Annotated in this window: 10 protein-coding genes; 7 read left to right on the top strand and 3 right to left on the bottom strand. The window is 63.2% G+C overall.

The features are described 5' to 3' along the window. The first annotated feature begins 215 nt into the window (after positions 1–215). Entirely contained in the window at positions 216–1,559 is a 1,344-nt protein-coding gene (locus tag ACJ8HA_RS20890) for a condensation domain-containing protein (RefSeq protein WP_197819488.1), read from the top strand. 42 nt (positions 1,560–1,601) lie between these two features. Here ACJ8HA_RS20890 and ACJ8HA_RS20885 read toward each other — a convergent pair whose 3' ends face one another. Continuing rightward, positions 1,602–4,697, bottom strand: a complete 3,096-nt coding sequence (locus ACJ8HA_RS20885; protein WP_442515492.1) for an amino acid adenylation domain-containing protein — start codon at positions 4,695–4,697, stop codon at positions 1,602–1,604. Between the two features lie 33 nt (positions 4,698–4,730). Next, on the bottom strand, positions 4,731–6,341 hold the full coding sequence (locus ACJ8HA_RS20880) for a condensation domain-containing protein (protein WP_049207227.1): 1,611 nt from the start codon (positions 6,339–6,341) through the stop codon (positions 4,731–4,733). Between the two features lie 535 nt (positions 6,342–6,876). Between ACJ8HA_RS20880 and ACJ8HA_RS20875 the strand changes: the two genes are divergently transcribed. The 3 genes from ACJ8HA_RS20875 (at position 6,877) to ACJ8HA_RS20865 (ending at position 13,239) form a co-directional block, all read left to right on the top strand. Then, positions 6,877–8,970 (top strand): TonB-dependent receptor, encoded by a 2,094-nt coding sequence (locus ACJ8HA_RS20875; RefSeq protein WP_033638948.1) that lies wholly within the window; start codon positions 6,877–6,879, stop codon positions 8,968–8,970. A gap of 79 nt (positions 8,971–9,049) precedes the next feature. Beyond that, a complete protein-coding gene (locus ACJ8HA_RS20870) occupies positions 9,050–11,959 on the top strand; it encodes a condensation domain-containing protein (protein WP_049207225.1) in 2,910 nt (969 codons plus the stop codon). A 47-nt stretch (positions 11,960–12,006) separates the two neighbouring features. Continuing rightward, on the top strand, positions 12,007–13,239 hold the full coding sequence (locus ACJ8HA_RS20865) for a YncE family protein (protein ID WP_164063767.1): 1,233 nt from the start codon (positions 12,007–12,009) through the stop codon (positions 13,237–13,239). A gap of 218 nt (positions 13,240–13,457) precedes the next feature. On the opposite strand, the gene ACJ8HA_RS20860 is transcribed toward ACJ8HA_RS20865, so the two are convergent. Then, positions 13,458–15,734: a TonB-dependent siderophore receptor gene (locus ACJ8HA_RS20860; protein ID WP_442515491.1), complete on the bottom strand. Its 2,277-nt coding sequence runs from the start codon at positions 15,732–15,734 to the stop codon at positions 13,458–13,460. A gap of 285 nt (positions 15,735–16,019) precedes the next feature. On the opposite strand from ACJ8HA_RS20860, the gene fes reads away from it, so the two are divergent. From fes to ACJ8HA_RS20845, 3 genes are read left to right on the top strand one after another with little or no spacing between them, the layout of a single operon-like run. Then, positions 16,020–17,393: an enterochelin esterase gene (gene fes, locus ACJ8HA_RS20855; protein WP_075201420.1), complete on the top strand. Its 1,374-nt coding sequence runs from the start codon at positions 16,020–16,022 to the stop codon at positions 17,391–17,393. Beyond that, entirely contained in the window at positions 17,368–17,574 is a 207-nt protein-coding gene (locus ACJ8HA_RS20850) for an MbtH family protein (protein ID WP_025304965.1), read from the top strand. Before fes ends, ACJ8HA_RS20850 begins: the two co-directional genes overlap by 26 nt. Positions 17,575–17,606: 32 nt before the next feature. Beyond that, positions 17,607–21,551 (top strand): enterobactin synthase subunit F, encoded by a 3,945-nt coding sequence (locus ACJ8HA_RS20845; RefSeq protein WP_442515490.1) that lies wholly within the window; start codon positions 17,607–17,609, stop codon positions 21,549–21,551. Positions 21,552–21,583: the final 32 nt, after the last annotated feature.

Here is a 21,583-nt window from a genome sequence, read left to right as displayed (position 1 = left end):
TTATGGCCCTTCAACCTGCCACTTTCTTTTCTCTGCCCAACTGCGCGACTTGCATCCCCGCTTAACAAAATCTAAAGTGTTACCAAATTAATAGAAATGATAATAAATGTTATTATCATTTTCATTTGATGATGTATGGAGACACGCAAAAGCCGTTGAACGGCGGGGTTACGCCCGCTCGACGTCTTTATTCGGGCTTATCAAAGGTAGGTAACATGTCGGACACCGCTTTGGCCTCTGAATGGTTGCCGCTGGCGCCAGCGCAGCTTGATTTCTGGGAAGAACACACCTTGCACCCTGGGCAGACTCTGTCCACCGTCGCACATTGCACCGAACTGTGCGGCGCGGTAGAGGAAGAGACGCTCTGCCGGGCGATCGCCACCACTCTCGCCGAGACGCAGGCGTTTGCCTTGCGCTTTGGTGAGCGGCATGGCGACTCTCCCCCGCTGTTACGTTACGATCCACAGCGCACGCCGCCATTGCAACGCATCGATCTGCAAACGCACGACGATCCCTGGCAGGCGGCGCAAAACCTGATGCGCGAAGATATCGCGCAGCGCCGGGCGCTGCACAGCGAACCGTTAGCCGCAGCCTGGCTGCTCAAGCTGGGGCCGGAGCGCTACCTCTGGTACGTGCGTGCGCACCATATTCTGGTTGATGGCTTCGGCATGGCCCTGATCGAACACCGCTGCGCCGCGTTATATGCGCACTATCTGGGTGAGGGCAGCGCAGGTATGCCTCTGGGCGCCTTCGACCTCTTTCAACAGGCCGAGCTGGCCTACGCTGATTCTGAGCGATGCGAGCGCGATCGGCGCTTTTGGCAGACCTATCTGCCGCCGTCGCAGGGGCTGCCGACGGTGCGCAAGGGCGGTGAGGCCTATGGCGTACGGCGTCTGAGCACCCACCACCGGCTGCCGGCGGCGGTGTCGCACTCTCTGGCGCAGTTGGCGGAGCGTAGCGGCATCAATTGGCCCGACTTGCTGGTGGCGCTGTCGGCGGCCTGGCTGTTTCAGGTGATGCCGCGCTGTGCCCGGCAAGGCGATACGCTGCCGATGTGGATGCCGGCGATGAATCGCCGTGGGCAGGCAGCCACTAACGTGCCTTCGCTGGCGGTCAACACGCTGCCGCTGCTGGTGTCACCGCCGCAAGCGGAGACGCTGGGGAGCTTTCTCACCACGCTGACGCAGCAGCTGCGGGAGCTGCGCAGCCACGCCGGCTACCGTCTGCGCCAATTGGCCGCCGATCGCGGTGTGGATCCGGGCTCGCGCTTCTTTATTTCCCCCTTCATCAACGTGCAACCCTTCGATGCGCCTCGTTTTACTGGCTGTCGCGGTACCCGCAGCGTATTGGCCGGCGGCTCGGGCGACGGTTTTAACCTGACGTATCGCGGCCGCACCGACGCCCGCGATCTGCAGGTGGATATCGATATTTATCTGGAACAGTTCCCGACGGAGGATGCGTTGGACTATGGCGAGGCGCTGCAAGAATTTCTGTTGCGTGCGCTGCAGCAGGAAGCCTGGGAGCAACCGCTGGCGGCCCTGACGGCGTTACCCGCCTGAGAAAATGCGGGCGGGGGATGTCCCCGCCCGAGTGGTATGGTTTCAGCTGGCCAGCAACGCCGCCACTTCGCGTGCGTTCTTGCATGGCAAGAGCGCACTGCTTACCAGACGGGTGCCGAAAGCGTCATTGAGGCGTGCCGTCACCTGTTTGATATGCGGCAGCTTCAGTCCCATGGCGATAAACGCCGTCTCTTCCCCCCAGTCCGGGCGCGGCGTTACGCCAATCGCCTGCCAGTAAATGGTCAGGATCTCGGCGCTGCGCGCCACCGGTGCGTTCGGCGGCGGGGCCGCGCAGGCGTTCAACGCCGGCGCGGTTTGCTGGTGGCTCAGGTCGGCGCGGATGCGATGGCGATCGGTTTTACCGTTGGCGGACAGCGGCAGCGCCTCGGCATGGATAAAGCGCGTGGGGATATGGGTACAGGGCAGATAGCCGGTGGCGAAGGCGCGGATCTCGGACAGCGGCAGCGGCTTGCCGTCGCGGGTCAGATACAGGGCGCCGAGCGCTGCCTCGTTGTTCTCTCCGCTGGGATAATCCACCACTACCATATCCAGGATCGCCGGATGGCGGCGCAGCACGTCTTCGATTTCCGGCAGCGAGACGCGCACGCCGCGGATCTTCACATAGCCGTTCACCCGGGTGGCGAACATGATGTTGCCGTCCGCACGGTAATAGCCCTGATCGCCGGTGCGGAAAGCGCGCAGCGGTTGCCCGTCCGGTCCTTCGAGGGTAACGAAATCGTGCTGCTTCAGTTCCCCCTGCTCCAGATAGCCTAACGCCAGGTTCACCCCGGCGGTGTGAATGCGGCCGACCACGCCGGCCGGGCAGTGGCTGCCGTCGTCATGGCAGATGAAGTAGCGGTTAGCCGGCAGCGGGCGGCCGTAAGGCACGGTGCCGCTCTCCTGTGGGGCGATCGGGTGCCAGATGCTCCAGATGGTGGTTTCGGTCGGCCCGCCGAGTGAGAACAGCGCGAGATCCTGGCGCAGGGTACGCAGGGTTTGTACCGTCGCCGGCTTGATATAGTCGCCGCCTTGCGCCACCAGGCGCAGCGAGCGCAGGCTGTCGGCCGTTTTGCAGGTGAGCAGCATCTCTAGAATGGCGGGTACCGAACACCACAGGGTGACCCGATGTTTTTTCACCAGTTGGTTCCAGCTGATGGCATCCTTTTCCTGATGTGGCGCCGGCAGCACCAGCGTGGCGCCGGCGCACAGCGAACCGAACAGATCGAACATCGACATGTCATGGTGCGGCGGCGTAACGGAAATGAAGACATCGTCGGCGGTGACTCTCCAGCGCTGTTGGGTTTGGTGCACGACGTTGGCGGTGGCGCGGTTGTTAAGCACCACGCATTTAGGCTTACCGGTGGTGCCGGAGGTATACAGGTAGTAGCTCGCGGCCTGGCTGGCGCTGCGTTCAACCAGCGTCCGTTCATCCGGCAGCGCGGGTGCGCGATCCGCCTGCGCCAGCAGGGTCGCCGGCGTCACGCCGATCGGCGTTTCGAGATCGCCGCCGTGCACTACCAGCGTCGGCCGGCAATTCTCCAGCAGGTAGGCGGTGCGTTCCGGCGGCGAGTTGATATCGATAGGCACCCAGATCACGCCCTGCAGGGCGCAGGCGAGGCTGAAGATGATCTGTTCCGGGCTGCGCGGCAGATACAGTGCCACCACGTTGCCCGGCTGCACGCCGCGGCTCTGCAGGTTGGCGATCGCCGTGGCGATCCGCTGGCCCAGCTCGCGGTAGGTTAGCGTCTGCTCGCCGCAGATCAGCGCATTGCCGCCGTCTTGCGCGCCGAACAGCCGCTCGGCCAGCTGCGCCAGATAAGGATAAGGCGCGTAATTCGCTTCGCTGTCGTTGTGGCGGTAATGCGCCAGATCGATGAAGTCGCGCGGCGCGATCGCCAGGTCGGCCCGTTGGCAACTGTGCAGGATGCGTCGCTGCAACGCCGCCAGCATCGCTTCTACCTGTTCGCCATGCAGCGCCTGCTCGGCGTAGTCCACGCACAGCTGCAGATTTTTTTCGCTGTCCAACGTCAGGCGGATATCGATGGCGACCTGCGGCGTTTGGGTCAGGCCGTCGTGAAAGCGCACCGGCGCCTCGGCTGGCAGCGTTTCCCAACCCAGGCAATTGGTCAGGATCACCGGCAGCGCCGGGCCGCCCTGGCTTTGGCCGAGCAACTGCCGCGCCAGATCGACGCCGGAAAACGCCAGGTGATCGAGCGCGCCGAGCACGTCGTCCTGCAAGGCTTGCGCGCGCTGGATAAAGTCTTCGCCGTAGCGCGAATAGCGCACCGCCACGAAGCTGGAGGCGTTGCCCAGGGCGCCGTCGGCGGCGGGGAACGCCACCGGCACCCCGACGCACAGCTCGCCGTCGGTGGTCCACTGGGCCAGCGTATCGAGGATCAGCGCCGACAGCAGGCTGTTGCGCAGCAGCGCATGCGGCGATCCCAGACGGCCAAGCTGTTTAACCGTGTCGTGCGGCAACGTCAGGCTGGCGCGGCGATAGCGTGATGAGGTGAGATTGGCGAGCGGGGCGCGCCATGGCAACGCCGACGGGGTGGTGACATCCTGCAGCTTTTCGCGCCAGTAGGCGGCATCGGCCTGGCGTTGCGCCGCCGATGCGGCGGGGGGCGGCAAGGCGGCGGCGGTCGGCGCCAGAGGGCGATCGTCGAACAGGCGCGCGATCACGGTGGAGATCCCCTGGCCGTCTAAGATCAAGGCATCGAAGCTGGTAAAGATCAGCGTATCGTACGGCGATCCCGTCGGATCCTGCTGTTCGGCAAGTTGGATCACGGCGATGCGCCACAGCGGTTGGCTCGGATCGTGGCGCTGGTGGGAGTAACGCGCGCGCAGTTGTTCGACCTGGCGCTGCGCCGCTTCACCATCAAGGGCGCGCAGATCATGGCGATCCAGATGCAGCGTGGTTTCCGGGCGTACGTGCTGCGTGCCGCGCGGCACATCGATGCAGGTGCGCAGTGCCGGGTAGTGTTGAACCAGCTCGGTCAGGCGCGCTTCAAGGCGCGGTACGTCCAGCTGCCGGGCGCGATATTCGCGAAAGTCGTGCATCGCCACGCCGCCCAGCGGCCATCGATCGCTGCGGCCCAGAAGATAGGCCTGCTGCAGTGCGGTTAATGGTGTCTCCATGGTACTTCCCTATAGTCGCTAACCGATTAAATCTCAGTGCTGCGGCGCCAGCGCGGCGAGCAGCGTTTTCGCATTCCGTCCTGCCTCGGGCGAGCGTTGGCAGATCAATGCCGCCAGCGCCGCCGGAGAGGGATGCGCCGCCAGATCCTGCGCCGTCAGCGCCGCCGCCAGATATTTGTTGAGCACCGTCAGCAGCGCGTTCACCCCAGCATCCGGCAGGGCCAAGCGGTGGATATCGTCGTGGTCGTGCAAGCTGGCCTCGGGAGCCACCCGCGCCAGCAGCCGGTGCAGCACCTGGCGCACCGGTGCCTGCTGCGCCAGCGCGTCGGGTGTGCATTGCGCCAACAGCTGTGACAGCGGGCGATCGAACGCCTCCGTTTGCCGTGCGGCCAGGTGCAGCAGCGCACGATAACAGGCCAGCAGGCGCGGCAGCGCGTGCTCGGGGAATGCGTCCAGCCGCACGTCCCAGTTAATCAGAATGCCGTCGTCGACGTGGGCGACCTGCGCATCCAGCGCAACCTGCGGTCCTTGAGAGATGACCCAGCCGAGACGGCCGAAGGTGTCGGTGACCCGTTCGGAAAACAGCGTCTTGCCGCGGATGCCGAAACCGGCGGTAAACACCACCGGAGAAGGCTGCAGGCTGCCGTGCAGGCGCGACAGATCGCGCATCACGCTCACGCCGGGGTAATCCGCATGTTCGATAAGCTCTGCCAGCTGTGCCATCAGGCGCCGGCAGAAAGCGCTCAGGTTTTCCGTCGGGTTCAGCTCCACGCCGAGCAGCACCAGGTTAGAGAAATCGCCGATAAGACGATGCGCGTCCTCCCGTTCGCTTTCGCGGTGGAACAGCGGCACGTTGAGCCGGAAGCGCGTCATATTCCAACCCTGGCCGACGGCCAGTGCGAACAGCGCTAAAAACAGCGTAGAGAGGGAGGTGTGGTGCCGCTTGGCGACATTCTCCAGCGCGCGGCTTTCTTCTGCATTCAGCTGTACGGCCAGGCGATCGCTGCGGCAGCGGTCCGGCGTGCGCAGCAGGCGCGGCGCCGGGGGCACCTGCGCCAGGCGTTCACGCCACCAACGCTGGCCGCGTTCGCGCCGCTGGCGTAGCGCCTCGTCGGCGTCGCGTCGTTCTAGGTGATCAAAGTAGGCCGCTGGTGCGTCATCGGAGGGGGGCGGCGGACACCGGTGATAAAACGCCGTCAGATCCTCCATCAACAGGCGAAAGCTCATGGCATCGCCGGCGATCATGTCGAGATCGACATGCAGGCGGCTGCGCCCTTCCGGCAACAGGCTCAGGCTGATATCGCAGGGCACGCCCTGTTCCAGCGGCAGCAGCTGGGTGCTTTTTGCCTGGCGTTTGGCGGCGAGCGCGGCTGCCAGCGTTGCTTCATCGGCGTGCTGCCAATCGTCGAGATGCAAGGCGTGCCGAGGGCCGGGAGGCGCGATCGTCTGCCGGCCATCGTCGGTAATGCGCAGACGTAACAGCGGATGGTGCAGGTACAGCGCCTCGACGGCCTGGCGCAGCCGAGCGGTATCCAGCTCGCCGCCGTCGAATTCCGCATACAGGTGGGCGGCCATGCCGCCGAGGGGAGGAGCGGACTGTCGGCCTACCCAATAGGCGGCCTGCATCGTGGTCAAAGCTTTCATCGGGTATCCATTTTGATTCAGCCAACGAGACTGCAAGAATATATCCAAATGTTAATAGGAATGAAAATTATTATTATTTGATCCATTTGGCGATCGGGTGCTATCTATAAGGCGTTTTAGCGACGCCGGGCAGTGAGGGCATTGGGTGTGAATAATTTATCTATATTATTCTTAGCATTGAAATGATTGCTTGTTATTGCAGCGCTCGTTTTTCCTGCGAAAGTATAAGGGTTTCTGGCAGTTATCTTGTCAGGTCTCACACCTTTGTTGATAATGATTTGCATTAGAAAATGCAAAATATTATCATTCTTAACATTATTTTACGTTTTTATACAAGCTGCCGGCCGCTCCGCCGGCGGCTTAGCCGTGGACGGGGCCGCGCCCGTCCGGCCGCGAAAGGCATGGGTTTGCCGCAGGGATAAGCAACAGCAAGGCCGGGAAGGCCGCAGCGTCATGGTCTGTGTGAGTGTCGATGTAGGTTGTGTAAAAAAAAATCAAATTTTGTGCACCTCTGGGATGAAAGGAGAAGACATCTATGGGCAAGCATTTTGCGGCTCAACGGCATGAAAGCGTAGGAAACGGGGAAAAGGCGGGGTTGAAAGCCATTGGGGCGTTTTCCTCCGTATTTTTAGGGGTTTGTTCACTGGCGATCGGTAACGTCAACGCGGCGGAAACCAAGAGCAACGAAACCTACCAGGACGCGGAAACGCTGCTGGTTACCGGTGAGAAGGTCAAACGTTCCATTTTCGACACCGGCTCCAGCGTCGAAGTGTTCGACAGCAACCGCATCTCCTCTATGCCTAATGCGACACAGGTTCCCGATTTGCTGCGCATGACCCCCAACGTGGTGGATGTCGGCATCGGCAACGATCTGCCAACCGTGCGTGGCGTTGACGGCTCCGGCCCGACCACCGGTGCCGGCGCTTTCCTCAGCGGCACCAGGCCGCGCCTCAATCTGTCGTTGGACGGCCGTTCGCTGACCTATAACGAACAAGCCTACGGACCGCAATCGTTGTGGGATCTGGATCGCGTTGAAGTGTTCCGCGGCCCGCAAAGTTACATTCAGGGGCGCAACGCCATCGCCGGCGCCATCGTCATGGCCAGTAAAGACCCGACCTTCGAATGGGAAAGCGCCTTCAAGGGCGGGGCCGGCAATCAGCACTCCTCTCAACTAGCCGCCATGGCGTCCGGCCCGCTGGTGGAAGATCAGCTGGCGTTCCGCGTCAGCGTCGATCGCCAGCGTCGCCGCAGCGATGCTGACCTGCCGGCCTATGAGCCGGTGGGCGATCCGCGTGAAGTGGAGGCCACCACCGCCCGTGCCAAGCTGCTGTTCAACCCGGCCGGTTTGCGCGATCTGACCACCAAGCTGACCTTTAACCACTTTGGCAGCACCGCACCGCAGAACGAAAGCCTCAACCCGCAGCCGCATCCTGCGAGTGCGCGTCACGACATCCGTCGGCCGGTGTTCAAAAGCAATGTGAACAGCGGGATCTGGGATCTGGCCTGGGAGGCCTCCGATGGCCTGGCGTTGGAAAACCGCGTTATCTATACCGATTTCAACATTAACCGCGCCACGGCTTATCAGCTGCCGTACGCCGACATCGGCGGTAAAGAGGTGCACGTAGAACCGGTGGTACGCTTCGGCGGCGCGGACAGCCGCCTGCACGGGCTGGCGGGGCTGCGTTATTTCCACGCCAAGCAGGATGAGTTCGTCAATATCTTCGGCGGCGCGACTTTTAAAGATAAAACCGACACTAACTCGGCCTTCGCTGAGCTGACCTATGCGCTGACGCCGCAGGTGGACGTGACTGCCGCCAGCCGCCTGGAACGCGAACATCGCCAACGCAATGGCGGCAGCAAGGCGGTGCGCATCGACTTCGACGAAACCTACACGGTGTTCCTGCCGAAACTGGACGTGGCCTGGAAACCGACGGACACCCAAACCTACGGTGCCAAGATCGCTCGCGGTTATAACGCTGGCGGTGCAGGCATTACTCTCAGCAGCCCGATCGTCAGTTACACCTACGGTTCCGAGTATGTCTGGAACTATGAGTTGTACACCCGCCATCACCTGAAAGACGCCAACGTGGTGCTGACCAGCAACGTGTTCTACAACGATTACAAAGACATGCAGCTGCCTTATTACCTGGGTGAAAATTCCAGCGTGATCCGCAACGCCGACAAGGTGGAAACCTACGGCGCGGAAATCGGCGCCACCTGGCAGCCGCGTTGGGACTTCGAGCTGTTCGGTAACGTTGGCCTGCTGAAAACCAAGATCAAAAAGTTCTCGGGCAGCGGCGTGGAAGGGCATGAATTGGGACGCGCGCCGGCTTACACCGCCAACATGGGCGCCAAATATCAGTTCCTGAAAGGGTGGGAAGTGAGCACTAACGTGGCGTTCTCGGACTCCTATTACTCGGCGTATGACAACGATTCGCGCGGGCGTATAGGTTCTTACTGGTCGGCTAACGCCCAGCTGGCCTACACCTTCGCCTATGGGCGCGCCACGCTGTTTGCGCAAAACCTGTTCGACTCCGAGCGTCGCATCATGGTTGGCGGCAACGATATCTACACCGCGACGCAGCAGCGCCCGCGCATGGTCGGCGCGGCGGTTGAGCTGAATTTCTAACGCTATCGCGATGATGGGGGGACGAATGTCCCCCGTTTTATGCGCTATCCCGGCACGGCCGGGCAAAGGAGATAACGCAGTGATCGGTGATTTTGACAGCATTCTGAGCGATGAAGAGGCCCAGCGGCTGGAGAGCGCGTTTCAGGCGCTGGGCGCGCCGTCGGCGAACGGCGAGCGGCCGGTAAGCGAAGCCGAAGAACGGGCATGGTTTGCCCATCTGCAGCAGGGTGACGCACGCGGGCAGCGGGCGCTGGCCTGGCGCCTGACGGGAGAGGTGGATATCGCCCAACTGACGGCGGCGCTGCAAGCGCTGGTGCGGGAAACGCCGGGCGTGAACGTGCGTTACGTTTTTGATGACGAAAACGGTTTGGTTAAACGCGCTGCCGATTCGGCGCCGTTGCCGGTGAGCCTGCGTCAGGTGGCGGATGAACAACATGCCATTTGTCGTCTGCTGCAAGTGCAGGCGGCGCCATTTGAACTGGAAAGCGAAGCGCCGCTGCGCTGCCTGCTGTTGCTCACGCCTGCCGATGACGTGATTTTGGGCGTGGTATTGCATGACATCCTGGCGGAAGCGCTGCCGTGGCGCCATCTGCCGGCGATGCTGTCCGCCCGCTATAACGGAGATGCGATGCCTCTGCCTTTCGCGGCGGCGCCGGTCGAGCTGCCGGAAATCCCGGCGCCACAGCTGCCCTGGGCGCGCCAGGCGGTCTCGCTGCAGGATTACCGCAGCCCGGCGCAGCGTACTGAAGCCTTGCCGCCGGTGGGCGCGCGCGTGGTCACACGCATTGATCGCTCGCTGTTGCCCGCCAACGACACGCCGCGGGCCTTGCTGGCGGCGGTGGCGGCACGGTTTGCCGAGTTCGTCGCCGCGCAGGCCGGCGGCCAAGCGGTGCAGCTGTGCGTGCCGGCCGCAGAAACGGCAGAGTGCGTCGGTCTGGAGCTGGGCCTGACGGCGGCGCCGCTGATGCGCCTGACCGTGCAGCATGGCGAGGGCGACGTCGGGCAGCGGCTGCTGGCGCAGGCCGTGGCTGAACAGCCGGATCCGCAGCGGGCGCAGTTGCTGGTGGCCTGGCGTGACGATCTGGCCGCAGAGTGGCGGCTGGAAGGCGTTCACGCCGAACGCCTGTTGCTGCCGCCGCTGCATACGCCGTTTGAACTGGCGCTGCTATTGGGCTTGCCCGAAGCGGAAGCGTTAACGCTGGAGCTGGTCACCGACCCGCGCCTGTCTCCGCACGCGGCGCCTTTCCTGCTGGAGCAGTTCAGCGCGTTCCTGGCCGGGCAGCGAATTGCCGTCGCATTGCCGGTGGCTGAGGCCGTTTCCCCGGCGATGGCCGCGCCGGCGGCGAACGGCGACGCCGACGAAAGCGTTGCGCCGCTGATTTTGCAGGAGTTCCGTGAGGCGCTGGTGGCGCCGGAAATGACCCTGGATGAAGACTTCTTCGATCGCGGCGGCCATTCGCTGGTCGCTACCCGGGTGATCGGCCGTTTGCTGAGCCTGCATCAGATCGAAATCAACATTAACGATCTGTTCAGCCATCCGACGGCGCGTGGGTTGGCGGGCTACGCCAAACGCCTGAACGTTGCGCAGCCGAATGCCGCGCTAGCCATCGCCGACGATCATGAGGGGGCGCAGGCGCCGCTGTCGCTGGCGCAGGAATCGCTGTGGAAGGTGTATGAAGCCTTCGGCCATGACGAGATTTTCAACCTGCCATTCTCTCTTCGCTTCTTCGATGCGGTAGACGAAACGGCGCTGCACCAGGCGTTTATCGACGTCATGACTCGCCATACCGTGCTGCGTTCACGCTTCGTCGAGCAGCAGGGGGAGGTGGTGCAGGTGGTGGTGCCGGCCGCAGAACTGCCGGATTATCAGTGGTTCCGCTTCTCTCACGAGACGCCAGCGGGTAATGCCGCCGCCCTGTTGGCCGACGCCGGCCAGCACCGGTTCGATCTGGCCGCCGAGCTGCCGCTGCGCGCCACGCTGCTGCGCGATGCGGACAACGGCCAACAGCTGCTGTCGTTGCTGTTCCACCATGTGGTGCTGGATGAATGGTCGCTCAACCTGATGATGGACGAATTGGGCATCGCCTATCGCCATCGCGTCGTCGGCCAGGCGCCGCAGTGGAGCGGGCAGCCGCCGCAGTTCCACACTTTCGCCCGGCAGCAGCGGGCCTCCGGGGTGCAGCAGCAACATCTGGACTACTGGCTTGATGCGCTGCGCGGCGCGCCGGTCGGCCAGCCGATCTTCCGGCAAGAAGCATCCACCCATCCGGCGGTGCCGGCACCGGCGGACGTCAACGGCGGCTGGCTGGAGTTCGAGGTCGATCCTGCCGTGGCGGAAGGCCTGTATCAGCTTGCCCGCCGCAACAACGCGTCGCTGTTCAACGTGGTGTATGCCGGGATTACCTCGGCGCTGCGTCTGCTGGGCGGCCCGGCGGATCTGCTGGTGGGCACCTCGACTTCCGGCCGTAACGACGCCGAGTTCTTCGATACCGTCGGCTATTTCACCACCGTGGTGGTGCACCGCGTGCGCTTCGACGAGGGGCTGACGGTGGCCGGGTTGGTCAGCCAGGTGAAAAACACCATCAATGGCTCGCTGCCGTACACCGACATTCCGATCGATCTGGTGGAAGAAGGGCTGTTCGGCGTGGACGCCGACCGCAAGAACCACATGTTCGAAGTGTTCATCCAGATCCATAGCCGCATCAAGCTGAACGGCGAGTTCCGGCTGCAGGACGGCAGTGCGATCGCCTACCGTCAGGTGGAGCCGGAGAAAGCCGAATCGTTGCTCGGCCTGCAGTTTGAGGTGATGGAAGACGATCTGGCCGGGAAGAAATCCCTGCGGGTGATGATGACCTACCGTCAGGATCACTACAGCCAGGAGCAGGCCAATCTGATCGCCGATGGCGTTCAGCACGTCTTTACCCAGTTTGCGCAGCACATCGCTGGCGATATCGCTCTGGCGGCGCTGCCGCCCGGGCCGCAGGCATGACGTTGTTTCACTCTAACCGAAAGCATGATTTTCAAGGAGATAAAAGGATGTCTGGAACCCTAGCAACCCCGCGCGCGCTACTGTCGCTGCTGGTGGCGGCCTCTCTGGTGGTCGCCGGCGCCGCGCAGGCGGACGATGTCGGCATCAAACCGCAGGACATCAAGCGTGAGGCGCTGTCGTCGACGGTGGTGGAGATGGCCTACAGCACCTCGCAACAGGCGCTGTTCGTCAGCGCGCCGGACTGGAAGGAAGAGGCGCGCTCCCGCGTGCTGCGGCTGGATCCCAACACCCTGGCGATCAAGGCAGAGATCCCACTGCAGGTGAAAGGCTTCGGCGTGGCGCTGAACGACGCGGGCAATCGCCTGTACCTGACGCAGGCCTTCAACGGCGAAGTCGGGGTGGTGGACACCACTACCAACCACGCGCTGGGCAGCATCAAGCTGCTGGACAAAGCGGTGCTGGAGCAGGCTTACAAGCAGGCGGGCATCAGCGGCAAGCGTCTGGATTTCCTGTTGGCGGAGCTGAAGAAATTCAAAATCACCGAGGACTACCTGTACCGCCTCCGAGAGCTCAAGTATGACGCGCAAAGCGGCCGTCTGTTCCTGCCGGGTCTGGGTTTCGGCGTCGACAGCGTGCTGTACGTGGTCGATACCAAAGCCGGCAAGCTGGAGAAAGTGATCCCGGGCTTCGGCTACAACGCGGTGGGCATCACGCTGGATGAGAAGGGCCGTCGGGTATTCGTTTCCAACATGCAGGGGCAGGTGATCACCCTTAACGCCGACACGCTGGCGATCACCGCCACCCACGAAGTACAGGCCGATCAGCTGCTGAACCTGGTGTATGACCCGGCGAGCAATCGCCTGTTGGGCGTCGATCAGGGTATCGATCGCGACGACTACCGCAACCATCATCTGGGGCACGACTACGTGAAGCGCAGCAGTGGCCACCGGGTGTTTGCGCTGGATGCGGACAGCGGCAAAGTGCTGGCCAGCGAGCTGACGGATGAGGTGCCGATCGGCCTGCTACTCGACGAGCGCAGCCAGCGGCTGTATGTCGCCAACCGCAAAGGGGTACGCGTGGATCACGGCGCCGGGACGCTGACGGTGTTCGACGCCAAAACGCTCAAGCGCCTGCAAACCGTAGCCCTGCCGCCGCACCCTAACAGCCTGGCGTTGGATCCGAAAGGCGACGCGCTGTTCGTGACGGTGAAAAACGACGGCGCTTCCACCAAGGCCGGCAAGCCGGAAAGCGTGGTGCGCATTCAACTGCACACCAGGTAACTGAATATAAATATAAAAAAAGGGCGCCGAGGCGCCCTTTCTAGTGGCTGACAAAGGAGGAAAAAGCGTGGTTTTTCCTCCTTTGTGGTTATCAGCCGAAAATCAATGAATTGATTTTCCTTGTTTTCTATCTGTCGCCTAATGAAAGCCCGGCAACGTCATCCGCTTTGTCATTTACCTCAAGGGGGCTGAGCCCCCTTTGTCGTTGGGTCATGTCATCAGAAGTGGGTGTTGATGCTCATGTAGTAGGTACGCCCCGATTCGTTATAGGTGGCTGCGCCTGCACCATACATGTAGGAGTTGGTTTTCGCGTTGCCAACAGTTTGTGCATTGCCGGCGCGGAACTGGCGTTTGTCGAACAGGTTGTCGATGCCGGCAGTGACGCTGACGTTTTTGGTCAGGTCATAGGTCGCGCTGGCGCCGACGATGGCGTAAGGGCTGACCTCGCGGGCTTCTGAGCCGACAGCGCTCTCTCCTTTATAGTTATACTTCTTCGGCTTCTGCCGGCCGTACCAGGTTAAAGTGGACTGCATCGACAGATCCTGCGTAGCCTGCCAGCTGAGGGTCGAGTTGACGGTGAACTTCGGGATCACCGACAGGTAATCGCCGGTGGTCTTGTTCTTGTTCTCGATCATGTAGGTGGCGTTGTTGCTCCAGGTGACGGTCTCGCTGACCGGCACGTTCAATGAGCCCTCCAGCCCCTGCACCACCGCCTTCGGCACGTTTTCCCACTGATAGATATCGGTTTTAAGACTGTTTGAGGAAATTGGCGCGTAGCCAGCCTCAATTTTGTTGCGGTAATCGTTGCGGAAGTAGGTCACGCCGGCCAGCCAGCCTTCGTTATGGAACTCCAGCCCGATCTCTTTGTTAACGCTGGTTTCCGCTTTCAAATCGTCGTTGCCCATCAGATAGCAAGCGCCAGCACTGGCTGCACAACCTTGACCACGGCTATACAGGATATAGTTACCGTTGTTCTGGAGCAGATTGGGCGCTTTGTAGGAGCGTGCGATACCCATCTTCAGCGTGAAGTAGTCGCCCAGTTCCTGCGACAGGTTCAGCGCCGGGCTCCAGTTGTTGCCGGATTCGGAGTGCAAATCGTAGCGCAGGCCCGGCGTCAGCATGGTGGTGTCGGTCAGCTCGATATTGTCTTCGGCGAACAGCGAGAAGATATGTGCGGAGGAATAAGGACTACGGTTAGTGCTGTCCACTCCAGGGATCACTCCACCTTCGGTGAGAGACTGGCTAGTGGAGGTGCCGTCTTTCATCCGCTGCTGAGACCACTCGGTGCCCAGCGTAGCGGTCTGTGAAACGCCCAGCTCAAACGGCACGCTGACTTCGCTGTGCGCCAAGAAGTCGTCCAGCTTGATGGTGCCGAAACCGGTGTTATTGGTGTCGAAAATGCCTTCCAAGCCGCCTGACAGGCCTTCATTCAGACGGGTGTTGCGGGTGCGCTCGAACTGCACGTAGTTGTTGGTGCTCACGCCGTTGTCCCAGGCGCCGCGGTGGGTCAGGCCGAAGGTTTCACGGTAGATGCGGTTGGTCTCTTTGCCGTAGTTGCTCTGCACCAGGGCGTTGGTGTTGGTGTTCTGGGTATCGCCGGCGTACAGGTTGCCCTGGCGGCCGTAGGCGTACTCGAACTCCAATGACTGCAGATGAGCGAAGTCCCAGTGCAGCAGGGCGTCGATGTTTTTATCGACCACTCCTTCACGTCCGGCAGGTAATGTATTGGAATAGCTGCCAGTGCGCTCGGATTGATGACCTTGGTTAATGTCCCAGGCGTCGGCCTGCGTTTTGCTGTAGCCGCCGAACAGGCGGAAGCTCAGGGAGTCGCTCAGCGGGCCGGACAGGCTGAAGTCGGTGCGCTTGGTGGCGCCTTCCTGCTTGTGCTGCGGCACGTTGAAGTAGCCGTTCAGCGAGCCGTGCAGCGCATCACCGGCCTTCTTGGTGATGATGTTGACCACGCCGCCCGCGGCGCCGTTGCCGTAGCGCGCTGCGGCAGGGCCGCGCAGTACTTCGATGCGCTCGATCATTTCTGGCGGCACCCAGGCGGTATCGCCGCGCGAGTCGCGCTCGCCGCGCCAGCCCTGACGCACCGAGTTGCGGCTGGAGGCCGGTTTGCCGTCGATCAGAATCAGGGTGTTTTCCGGGCCCATGCCGCGGATATCGATCTGGCGATTGTTGCCGCGCTGGCCGCTGGTGGAGTTGCCGGTCAGGTTAACCCCGGGCATGGTGCGGATCAGTTCGCTGATGTCGCGCGCCGGCGGGCGTTTTTTGATCTCTTCGGCGGTGATGGTGGACACCCCAGGCGCCTGCAGGTTCTGCCGGGCGGCGGTCACGACGATGGTGTCTTCGCCGCGCGGCTTTTTATCCGCTGCGCCGCTGTTTTCTTCCGTGGTGGGGGTGTCGGTCTGCTGCGCGGCGTTGGCGAACGCGGACGCGCCCAATCCCAAGCCGATAAGAGTGGCTAAAGAATAACGTGATAGCTTGCTTTTCATTTGAGTGTCCTACCTTGCTGCCATCCCTCGCCGAACGGGGGGGAAGGGCGGTTGTAGTTTTTGTGTAGTCGGAAATAGAAAATCGGCTGCGGCAAGGGATGCCATTGATGTATCCCCGATCCCTGTCCGTTGCGCGCAATACCAGCACGATCTCCAAGCCTTACACACTATTGCAAATGCAAATTATTATCAATAGTATTTGGCGTACAGTGCGTTCGGGCGGTGGCCGGCGATAGGGAAAAGTCGACGTTCCCGGTGCCGCCAACTACAAAATGGGTAGGCGTTGTGAATACAGAACTACAGTCAGAAAGCAGCAGATTATTGGCCAGCAGCAATGCGGGCAGTCCAGGGTGGTGGTTGACGGTGGCACGGCGCGGTACGCCATGGGTAGAACCGGCGGGTAACGGCCGCTGGCGAACCACCTTTTTCTGGCGCGATCCTCAGGGATGCGAATTGACCTCCGCCTACCGTCGCGTGTGGATTAACATTAACTGCTTGACCGACCATCACCAGCCGAATCCGCCGCAAAGCCTGCAGCGTTTGGCCGGTACCGACGTGTGGTACTGGCAGACCGAGCTGAGCGGCGCCTGGCGCGGCAGCTACTGCTTTATCCCCTGTTTTGACGAGCGGCCGCCGGCGTTCAGCGGCGACGATGCGCACGCCAACATGCACAACCTGCGCCACTGGTGGCATCAGGTGTTCGCCAGCGCCACCCCCGATCTGCTCAACCCTTATCGCTCCTGGCAAAGCGCCAGCGGCCACAGCGTCTCCGGCCTGCACATGCCGGATGCGCCGCCGCAGCCGGTATGGCGCTCGTTCGACGAGTATGAGATCGCCAGCGGGCGCTGCACGCCGCCGCTGCCGGCGCGTTTGCAGCGCCATACCTGGTGCAGTGAGCGCCTGGGCAACAGCCGCGATGTCTGGATCTACACGACCGGCGACAGTAAGCCGGCCGAGCGCCCGCTCGCGATCCTGCTCGACGGCCAGTTCTGGGCGAAGCAGATGCCGGTTTGGGAGCCGCTGATGCAGCTGACCCGCGAGGGGGCGTTGCCGGAAGCGGTGTATGTGCTGATCGACATCATTGATCTGCCGCATCGGGCGCGAGAATTAACCTGCAAGGACGATTTCTGGCTGGCGGTGCAGGAAGAATTGATGCCGCAGCTGGCCGACTGGGCGCCGCACAGCGACAAACCGGCCGACACGGTGGTGGCGGGGCAAAGCTTTGGCGGCCTGGCTTCCCTGTATGCCGGGCTGCGCTGGCCGCAGCGCTTCGGCGCGGTGATCACCCAGTCCGGTTCCTACTGGTGGCCGCGGCGCGACATGCTGCAGCTGCCGAGCATTCCCGACGATGCCTGCTGGCTGATGCAGCAGGTGGAACGGCACGGTTTGGGCAACCACGGCGCGCTGAAGGTATTTATGGAAGCCGGTTCGCAGGAAAAGCTGGTGCACCGGGTCAGCGGCGAAATGGCGGTGCGCCTGAGCGACGCTGGCCATCGGGTGCACTACCGGGTGGTGGAAGGCGGGCACGACGCGCTGTGTTGGCGCAGCGGCCTGACCGATGGGCTGCAGGCGGTCTGGGCTTCCGCTTTCGCCACCGCTTACCCGGCATCGGCGACGGCACGAGGAACACATGATGGAAAGCCTGAATCCGTTCGATGATCAACAGCAGCGCAGTCTGGTGCTGCGCAACGTACAACAACAATACAGTTTGTGGCCGGATTTCCGCGCCATTCCGTCCGAGTGGACGATCGTCTTTGGCCCGGCGGCGCACACCGCGTGCGCCGAATGGCTGGAACAGCATTGGCAAGACATTCTGCCGGTCGCAGCACGCGAGGCGTGACCGGCGCCAGGTAATCACGGGAGCAATAAGCAGTGTCACACACCCCTAACTCTCTCAGCGGCCCGGCGCTTGCGGGCGAATGGCCGTTGGTCGCGGCGCAACCCGGCATCTGGGTCGCCGATCAAATCTCACCGTATCGCAATGCCTACGCGGTCGCACATGCCATCGAACTCAACGGCCCTGTTGCCGTGGAGCCTCTGCTGCAGGCCATCATCCAGGGCCTGAGCGAGGTGGACATGCTGCGCCTGCGTTTTGCGGAACGCGATGGCGTGCCGGTGCAATGGCTAGACGACGCGCTGGCGGTGCACGAGCCGGAACTTGTCGATCTGACGACGTCGCCGGACCCTGAAGCCGCCGCGCGTGCGCTGATGGACATCGATCTGGCGAGCGATCTGCGCGCCGGCAGCGGCGCACCGCTGTATCGCCATGTGGTGATGCGCCTGGCGGACGATCGCTGGTTCTGGTATCAGCGCTATCACCATCTGCTGGTGGACGGTTTCAGCTTCACCGCCATCGCTCGCCGCGTGGCGGCGATTTATACCCACCTTTGCCGCGGCGACGCGCTGGAGCCGACGCCATTTACGGCGTTCAGCGACGTGGTGGCGGAATACCAGGCTTACCGGCAGGCGCCGGCCTGGCAACGCGACGCCGATTTCTGGCTCGAAAAAGCGCGGCAGTTGCCGCCGCCGGCCACGCTCTGCCCGCAGCCGCTGGCTGGGCAAACGCCCACGCCGCGCATCCATCGATTGGAACAGCGCTGCGATCCGCAGGCCTTCGCCGAACTGGTGCAGTGTGGCGCACAGCAGAAGCTGAACGCCGCCGATATGGCGGTGGCGCTGGTGGCGCTGTGGGTATCGCGCCTGAGCGGCCAACCGAGCTTCAGCGCCGGTTTTATCTTTATGCGCCGCACCGGATCGGCCGCCCTGTGCGCTGCCGGCCCGGTGATCAACGTGTTGCCGATGGAGATGCACCTCGAGCCGCAGGCCACGCTGTATGAGGCTGCCACCCGCATCAGCCGCGAGCTGAAAACGGTGCGCCGCCATCAGCGCTACGACGCCGAACAGGTGCAGCGCGATCTGGGCCGCATCGGCGACGGCGAACCGCTGTACGGCACGGTCTTCAACTTCAAAATGTTCGATTACCAGCTGGATTTCGCCGGTATCGAAGGCATTACCCACGATCTGGCCTCCGGGCCGGTGCGCGATCTGGAGATTGCGCTGTTTATCGACGAACACCATCAGCTGAAGGTGGAGCTTCTGGCCAACGCCGAGCGTTACAGCCGCCAGGAACTGCAGGCGCACCTGCAGCGGTTGCCGTTGCTGCTGGCGCAGTTCGCCGCGCAGGCAACGTTGCCGATCGGCGAAGCCGATATGCTGACCGCCGACGATCACGCGCTGCTGGCGCGGGTCAACGACACGGCGCACCCGGTGCCGGCGACCACGCTGAGCCAGTTGCTGGCGCAGCAGGCGCAAACCACGCCGGACGCACCGGCGCTGGCGGATGCGCATTTCAATTTCACCTACCGCGAAACGCGCGAGCAGGTTACGGCGCTGGCGCGCGAGCTGGTGGCGCAGGGCGTGCGGCCGGGCGACATCGTGGCGGTGGCGCTGCCGCGTTCGGTGTTCCTGTCGCTGGCGTTGATGGCGATCGTGGAAGCGGGCGCCGCCTATCTGCCGCTGGACACCGGTTATCCGGACGAGCGGCTGGCGATGATGCTGGAAGACGCCGCGCCCCGGCTGGTCATCACTAACCCGGCGCAGCAGGCGCGTTTCGCCGACAAGGGCGAAATTTTGCTGTATGACGCGCCGCTGGCGGCCGATCACGCCGCCGGGGTGGCGATCGCGGGCCCGACGCCGGACCATGCGGCCTATATCATCTTTACCTCCGGCTCCACCGGGCGCCCGAAAGGCGTGCTGGTCGGCCATCAGGCGATCGTCAACCGCCTACTGTGGATGCAACACCAGTATCCGCTGGGGGCGGACGACGCGGTGCTGCAGAAAACGCCGTGCAGTTTCGACGTCTCGGTGTGGGAATTCTTCTGGCCGCTGATGGTCGGCGCCCGGCTGGTGATGGCGCCGCCGGAGGCGCATCGCGATCCGCAGCAGCTGCAACAGCTGATCGCACAACACCGCATTACCACGCTGCACTTCGTGCCGTCGATGTTGGCGGCCTTCGTCGCTGCCCTAGACGACGACGCGGCGGTGGCGAACTGCGCCGCGCTGCGCCAGGTGTTCTGCAGCGGCGAAGCGCTGCCGGCAGAGCTGTGCCGCCTGTGGCAAAGCCGCACGGCGGTGCCGTTGCATAACCTCTACGGCCCGACCGAAGCGGCGGTGGACGTGACCTGGCATCCGGCCTACGGTGACGCGCTGGCGAAAGTAACCGGCGCCAACGTGCCGATCGGTCTGCCGGTATGGAACACCGGGCTGCGCATTCTTGACGCGCGCCTGCGGCCGGTGCCGCCGGGCGTGGCGGGCGATCTGTATCTGACCGGCGTGCAGTTGGCGCACGGCTACCTGGGCCGGCCGGATCTGACCGCCAGCCGCTTTGTCGCCGATCCGTTCGGCGAGGGCGGGCGCATGTACCGCACCGGCGACGTGGCGCGCTGGCTGCCGGACGGCACGGTGGAATATTTGGGCCGCAGCGACGATCAGCTGAAGATCCGCGGGCAGCGTATCGAGCTGAGTGAAATCGACCACGCCTTGCTGTCGCTGCCGGGCGTGCGCCAGGCGGTGACGCACGCGCTGGTGCTGCAGGGCACGCCGGTGGATGCCGGCGGCGATGCGCGCCAGCTGGTGGGCTATCTGGTGATGCAGCCTGGCGCGAGCTGGGATGCGCAAGCCCTGCGCGCAGCGCTGGCCGACCGTCTGCCTCCGCATATGGTACCGGTGGCGCTGGTGGAAATGAGTGATTTGCCGCTGAGCGCCAACGGCAAGCTGGATCGCAAGGCCTTGCCGCAGCCGCAGGGCGGTGAGCGCAAGGCAGGACGGCCGCCGCAGGCCGGGCTGGAAAGCGAGATCGCGGCGGTGTTCGCCCGTTTGCTGCAGCGCGAGCAGGTGTTCGCCGACGACGATTTCTTCGCGCTCGGCGGCCATTCGCTGCTGGCGATGCGGCTGGCGGCGGAGCTGCGCCGCGATCTGGGCAAGGCGGTGTCCGTCGGCCAGGTGATGGTGGCGTCGCGCGTCGAGCAGTTGGCCGCTTTGCTGGCGGAAGATCGCACGCAGGAAGAGGCCGATCGCAGCGGCTTCGACAGCGTATTGCCGCTGCGCGTCACCGAGGGGCCGACGCTGTTCTGTCTGCACCCGGCGTCCGGCTTCTCCTGGCAGTTCAGCGTATTGCCGCGCTATCTCGATCAGCACTGGTCGCTGGTCGGTATCCAGTCACCGCGGCCGGATGGCCCGCTGGCGCTGAGCGAAGATATGGATCAGGTGGTGGATGCCCACCTGCAGACGGTGTTGCAGGTGCAACCGCACGGGCCGTACCACTTCATCGGCTACTCGCTGGGCGGCACGCTGGCCCAGGGCATCGCCGCCCGGCTGCAGGCGCGCGGCGAAGAGGTGGCGTTCCTCGGCCTGCTGGATACTTATCCGCCGGAGACCCAAAACTGGGACGTGATGCTGGACGACAACGTGTTGAAGGAAGTGCAGCGCGAGCGCGAGCAGTTTCTGGCGGTGTCGCAGGATACGCTCGATCCGGCGCTGGGCGAGACGCGCACGGCGATGTTCGACAACATCGAAGCCAACTACGCCGATTCGGTGCGGTTGCTGTCGCACACGCGTACCGCCCGTTTCCATGGACAGGCGACGCTGTTCGTCGCCAAACGTACGCTGCAGGAAGGGATGGACGTGCAGCAGACCTGGTCGCAGTACGTCGATGCGCTGCAGGCGCACGAGCTGGACTGCGCGCATGTCGATATCGTTTCGCCGGCGTCGTTCAAAGTGCTGGGGCCGCTGCTGAACCGGATCTTGCGCACGCTGTGATCGCGCCCGTCATCTCGCCGCCAGGCACGGGG

The sequence above is a fragment of the Serratia sp. CY33802 genome (assembly GCF_052169095.1).
Classification (GTDB): domain Bacteria; phylum Pseudomonadota; class Gammaproteobacteria; order Enterobacterales; family Enterobacteriaceae; genus Serratia; species Serratia bockelmannii.
This window is presented reverse-complemented; position numbering and strand designations above follow the sequence as displayed.

Excerpts from the sequence above, each read along its gene's own strand:
- ACJ8HA_RS20890 (WP_197819488.1), top strand. The coding sequence starts at position 216 with ATGTCGGACACCGCTTTGGCCTCTGAATGGTTGCCGCTGGCGCCAGCG.
- ACJ8HA_RS20885 (WP_442515492.1), bottom strand. The coding sequence starts at position 4,697 with ATGGAGACACCATTAACCGCACTGCAGCAGGCCTATCTTCTGGGCCGC.
- ACJ8HA_RS20880 (WP_049207227.1), bottom strand. The coding sequence starts at position 6,341 with ATGAAAGCTTTGACCACGATGCAGGCCGCCTATTGGGTAGGCCGACAG.
- ACJ8HA_RS20875 (WP_033638948.1), top strand. The coding sequence starts at position 6,877 with ATGGGCAAGCATTTTGCGGCTCAACGGCATGAAAGCGTAGGAAACGGG.
- ACJ8HA_RS20865 (WP_164063767.1), top strand. The coding sequence starts at position 12,007 with ATGTCTGGAACCCTAGCAACCCCGCGCGCGCTACTGTCGCTGCTGGTG.
- ACJ8HA_RS20860 (WP_442515491.1), bottom strand. The coding sequence starts at position 15,734 with ATGAAAAGCAAGCTATCACGTTATTCTTTAGCCACTCTTATCGGCTTG.
- ACJ8HA_RS20850 (WP_025304965.1), top strand. The coding sequence starts at position 17,368 with ATGGAAAGCCTGAATCCGTTCGATGATCAACAGCAGCGCAGTCTGGTG.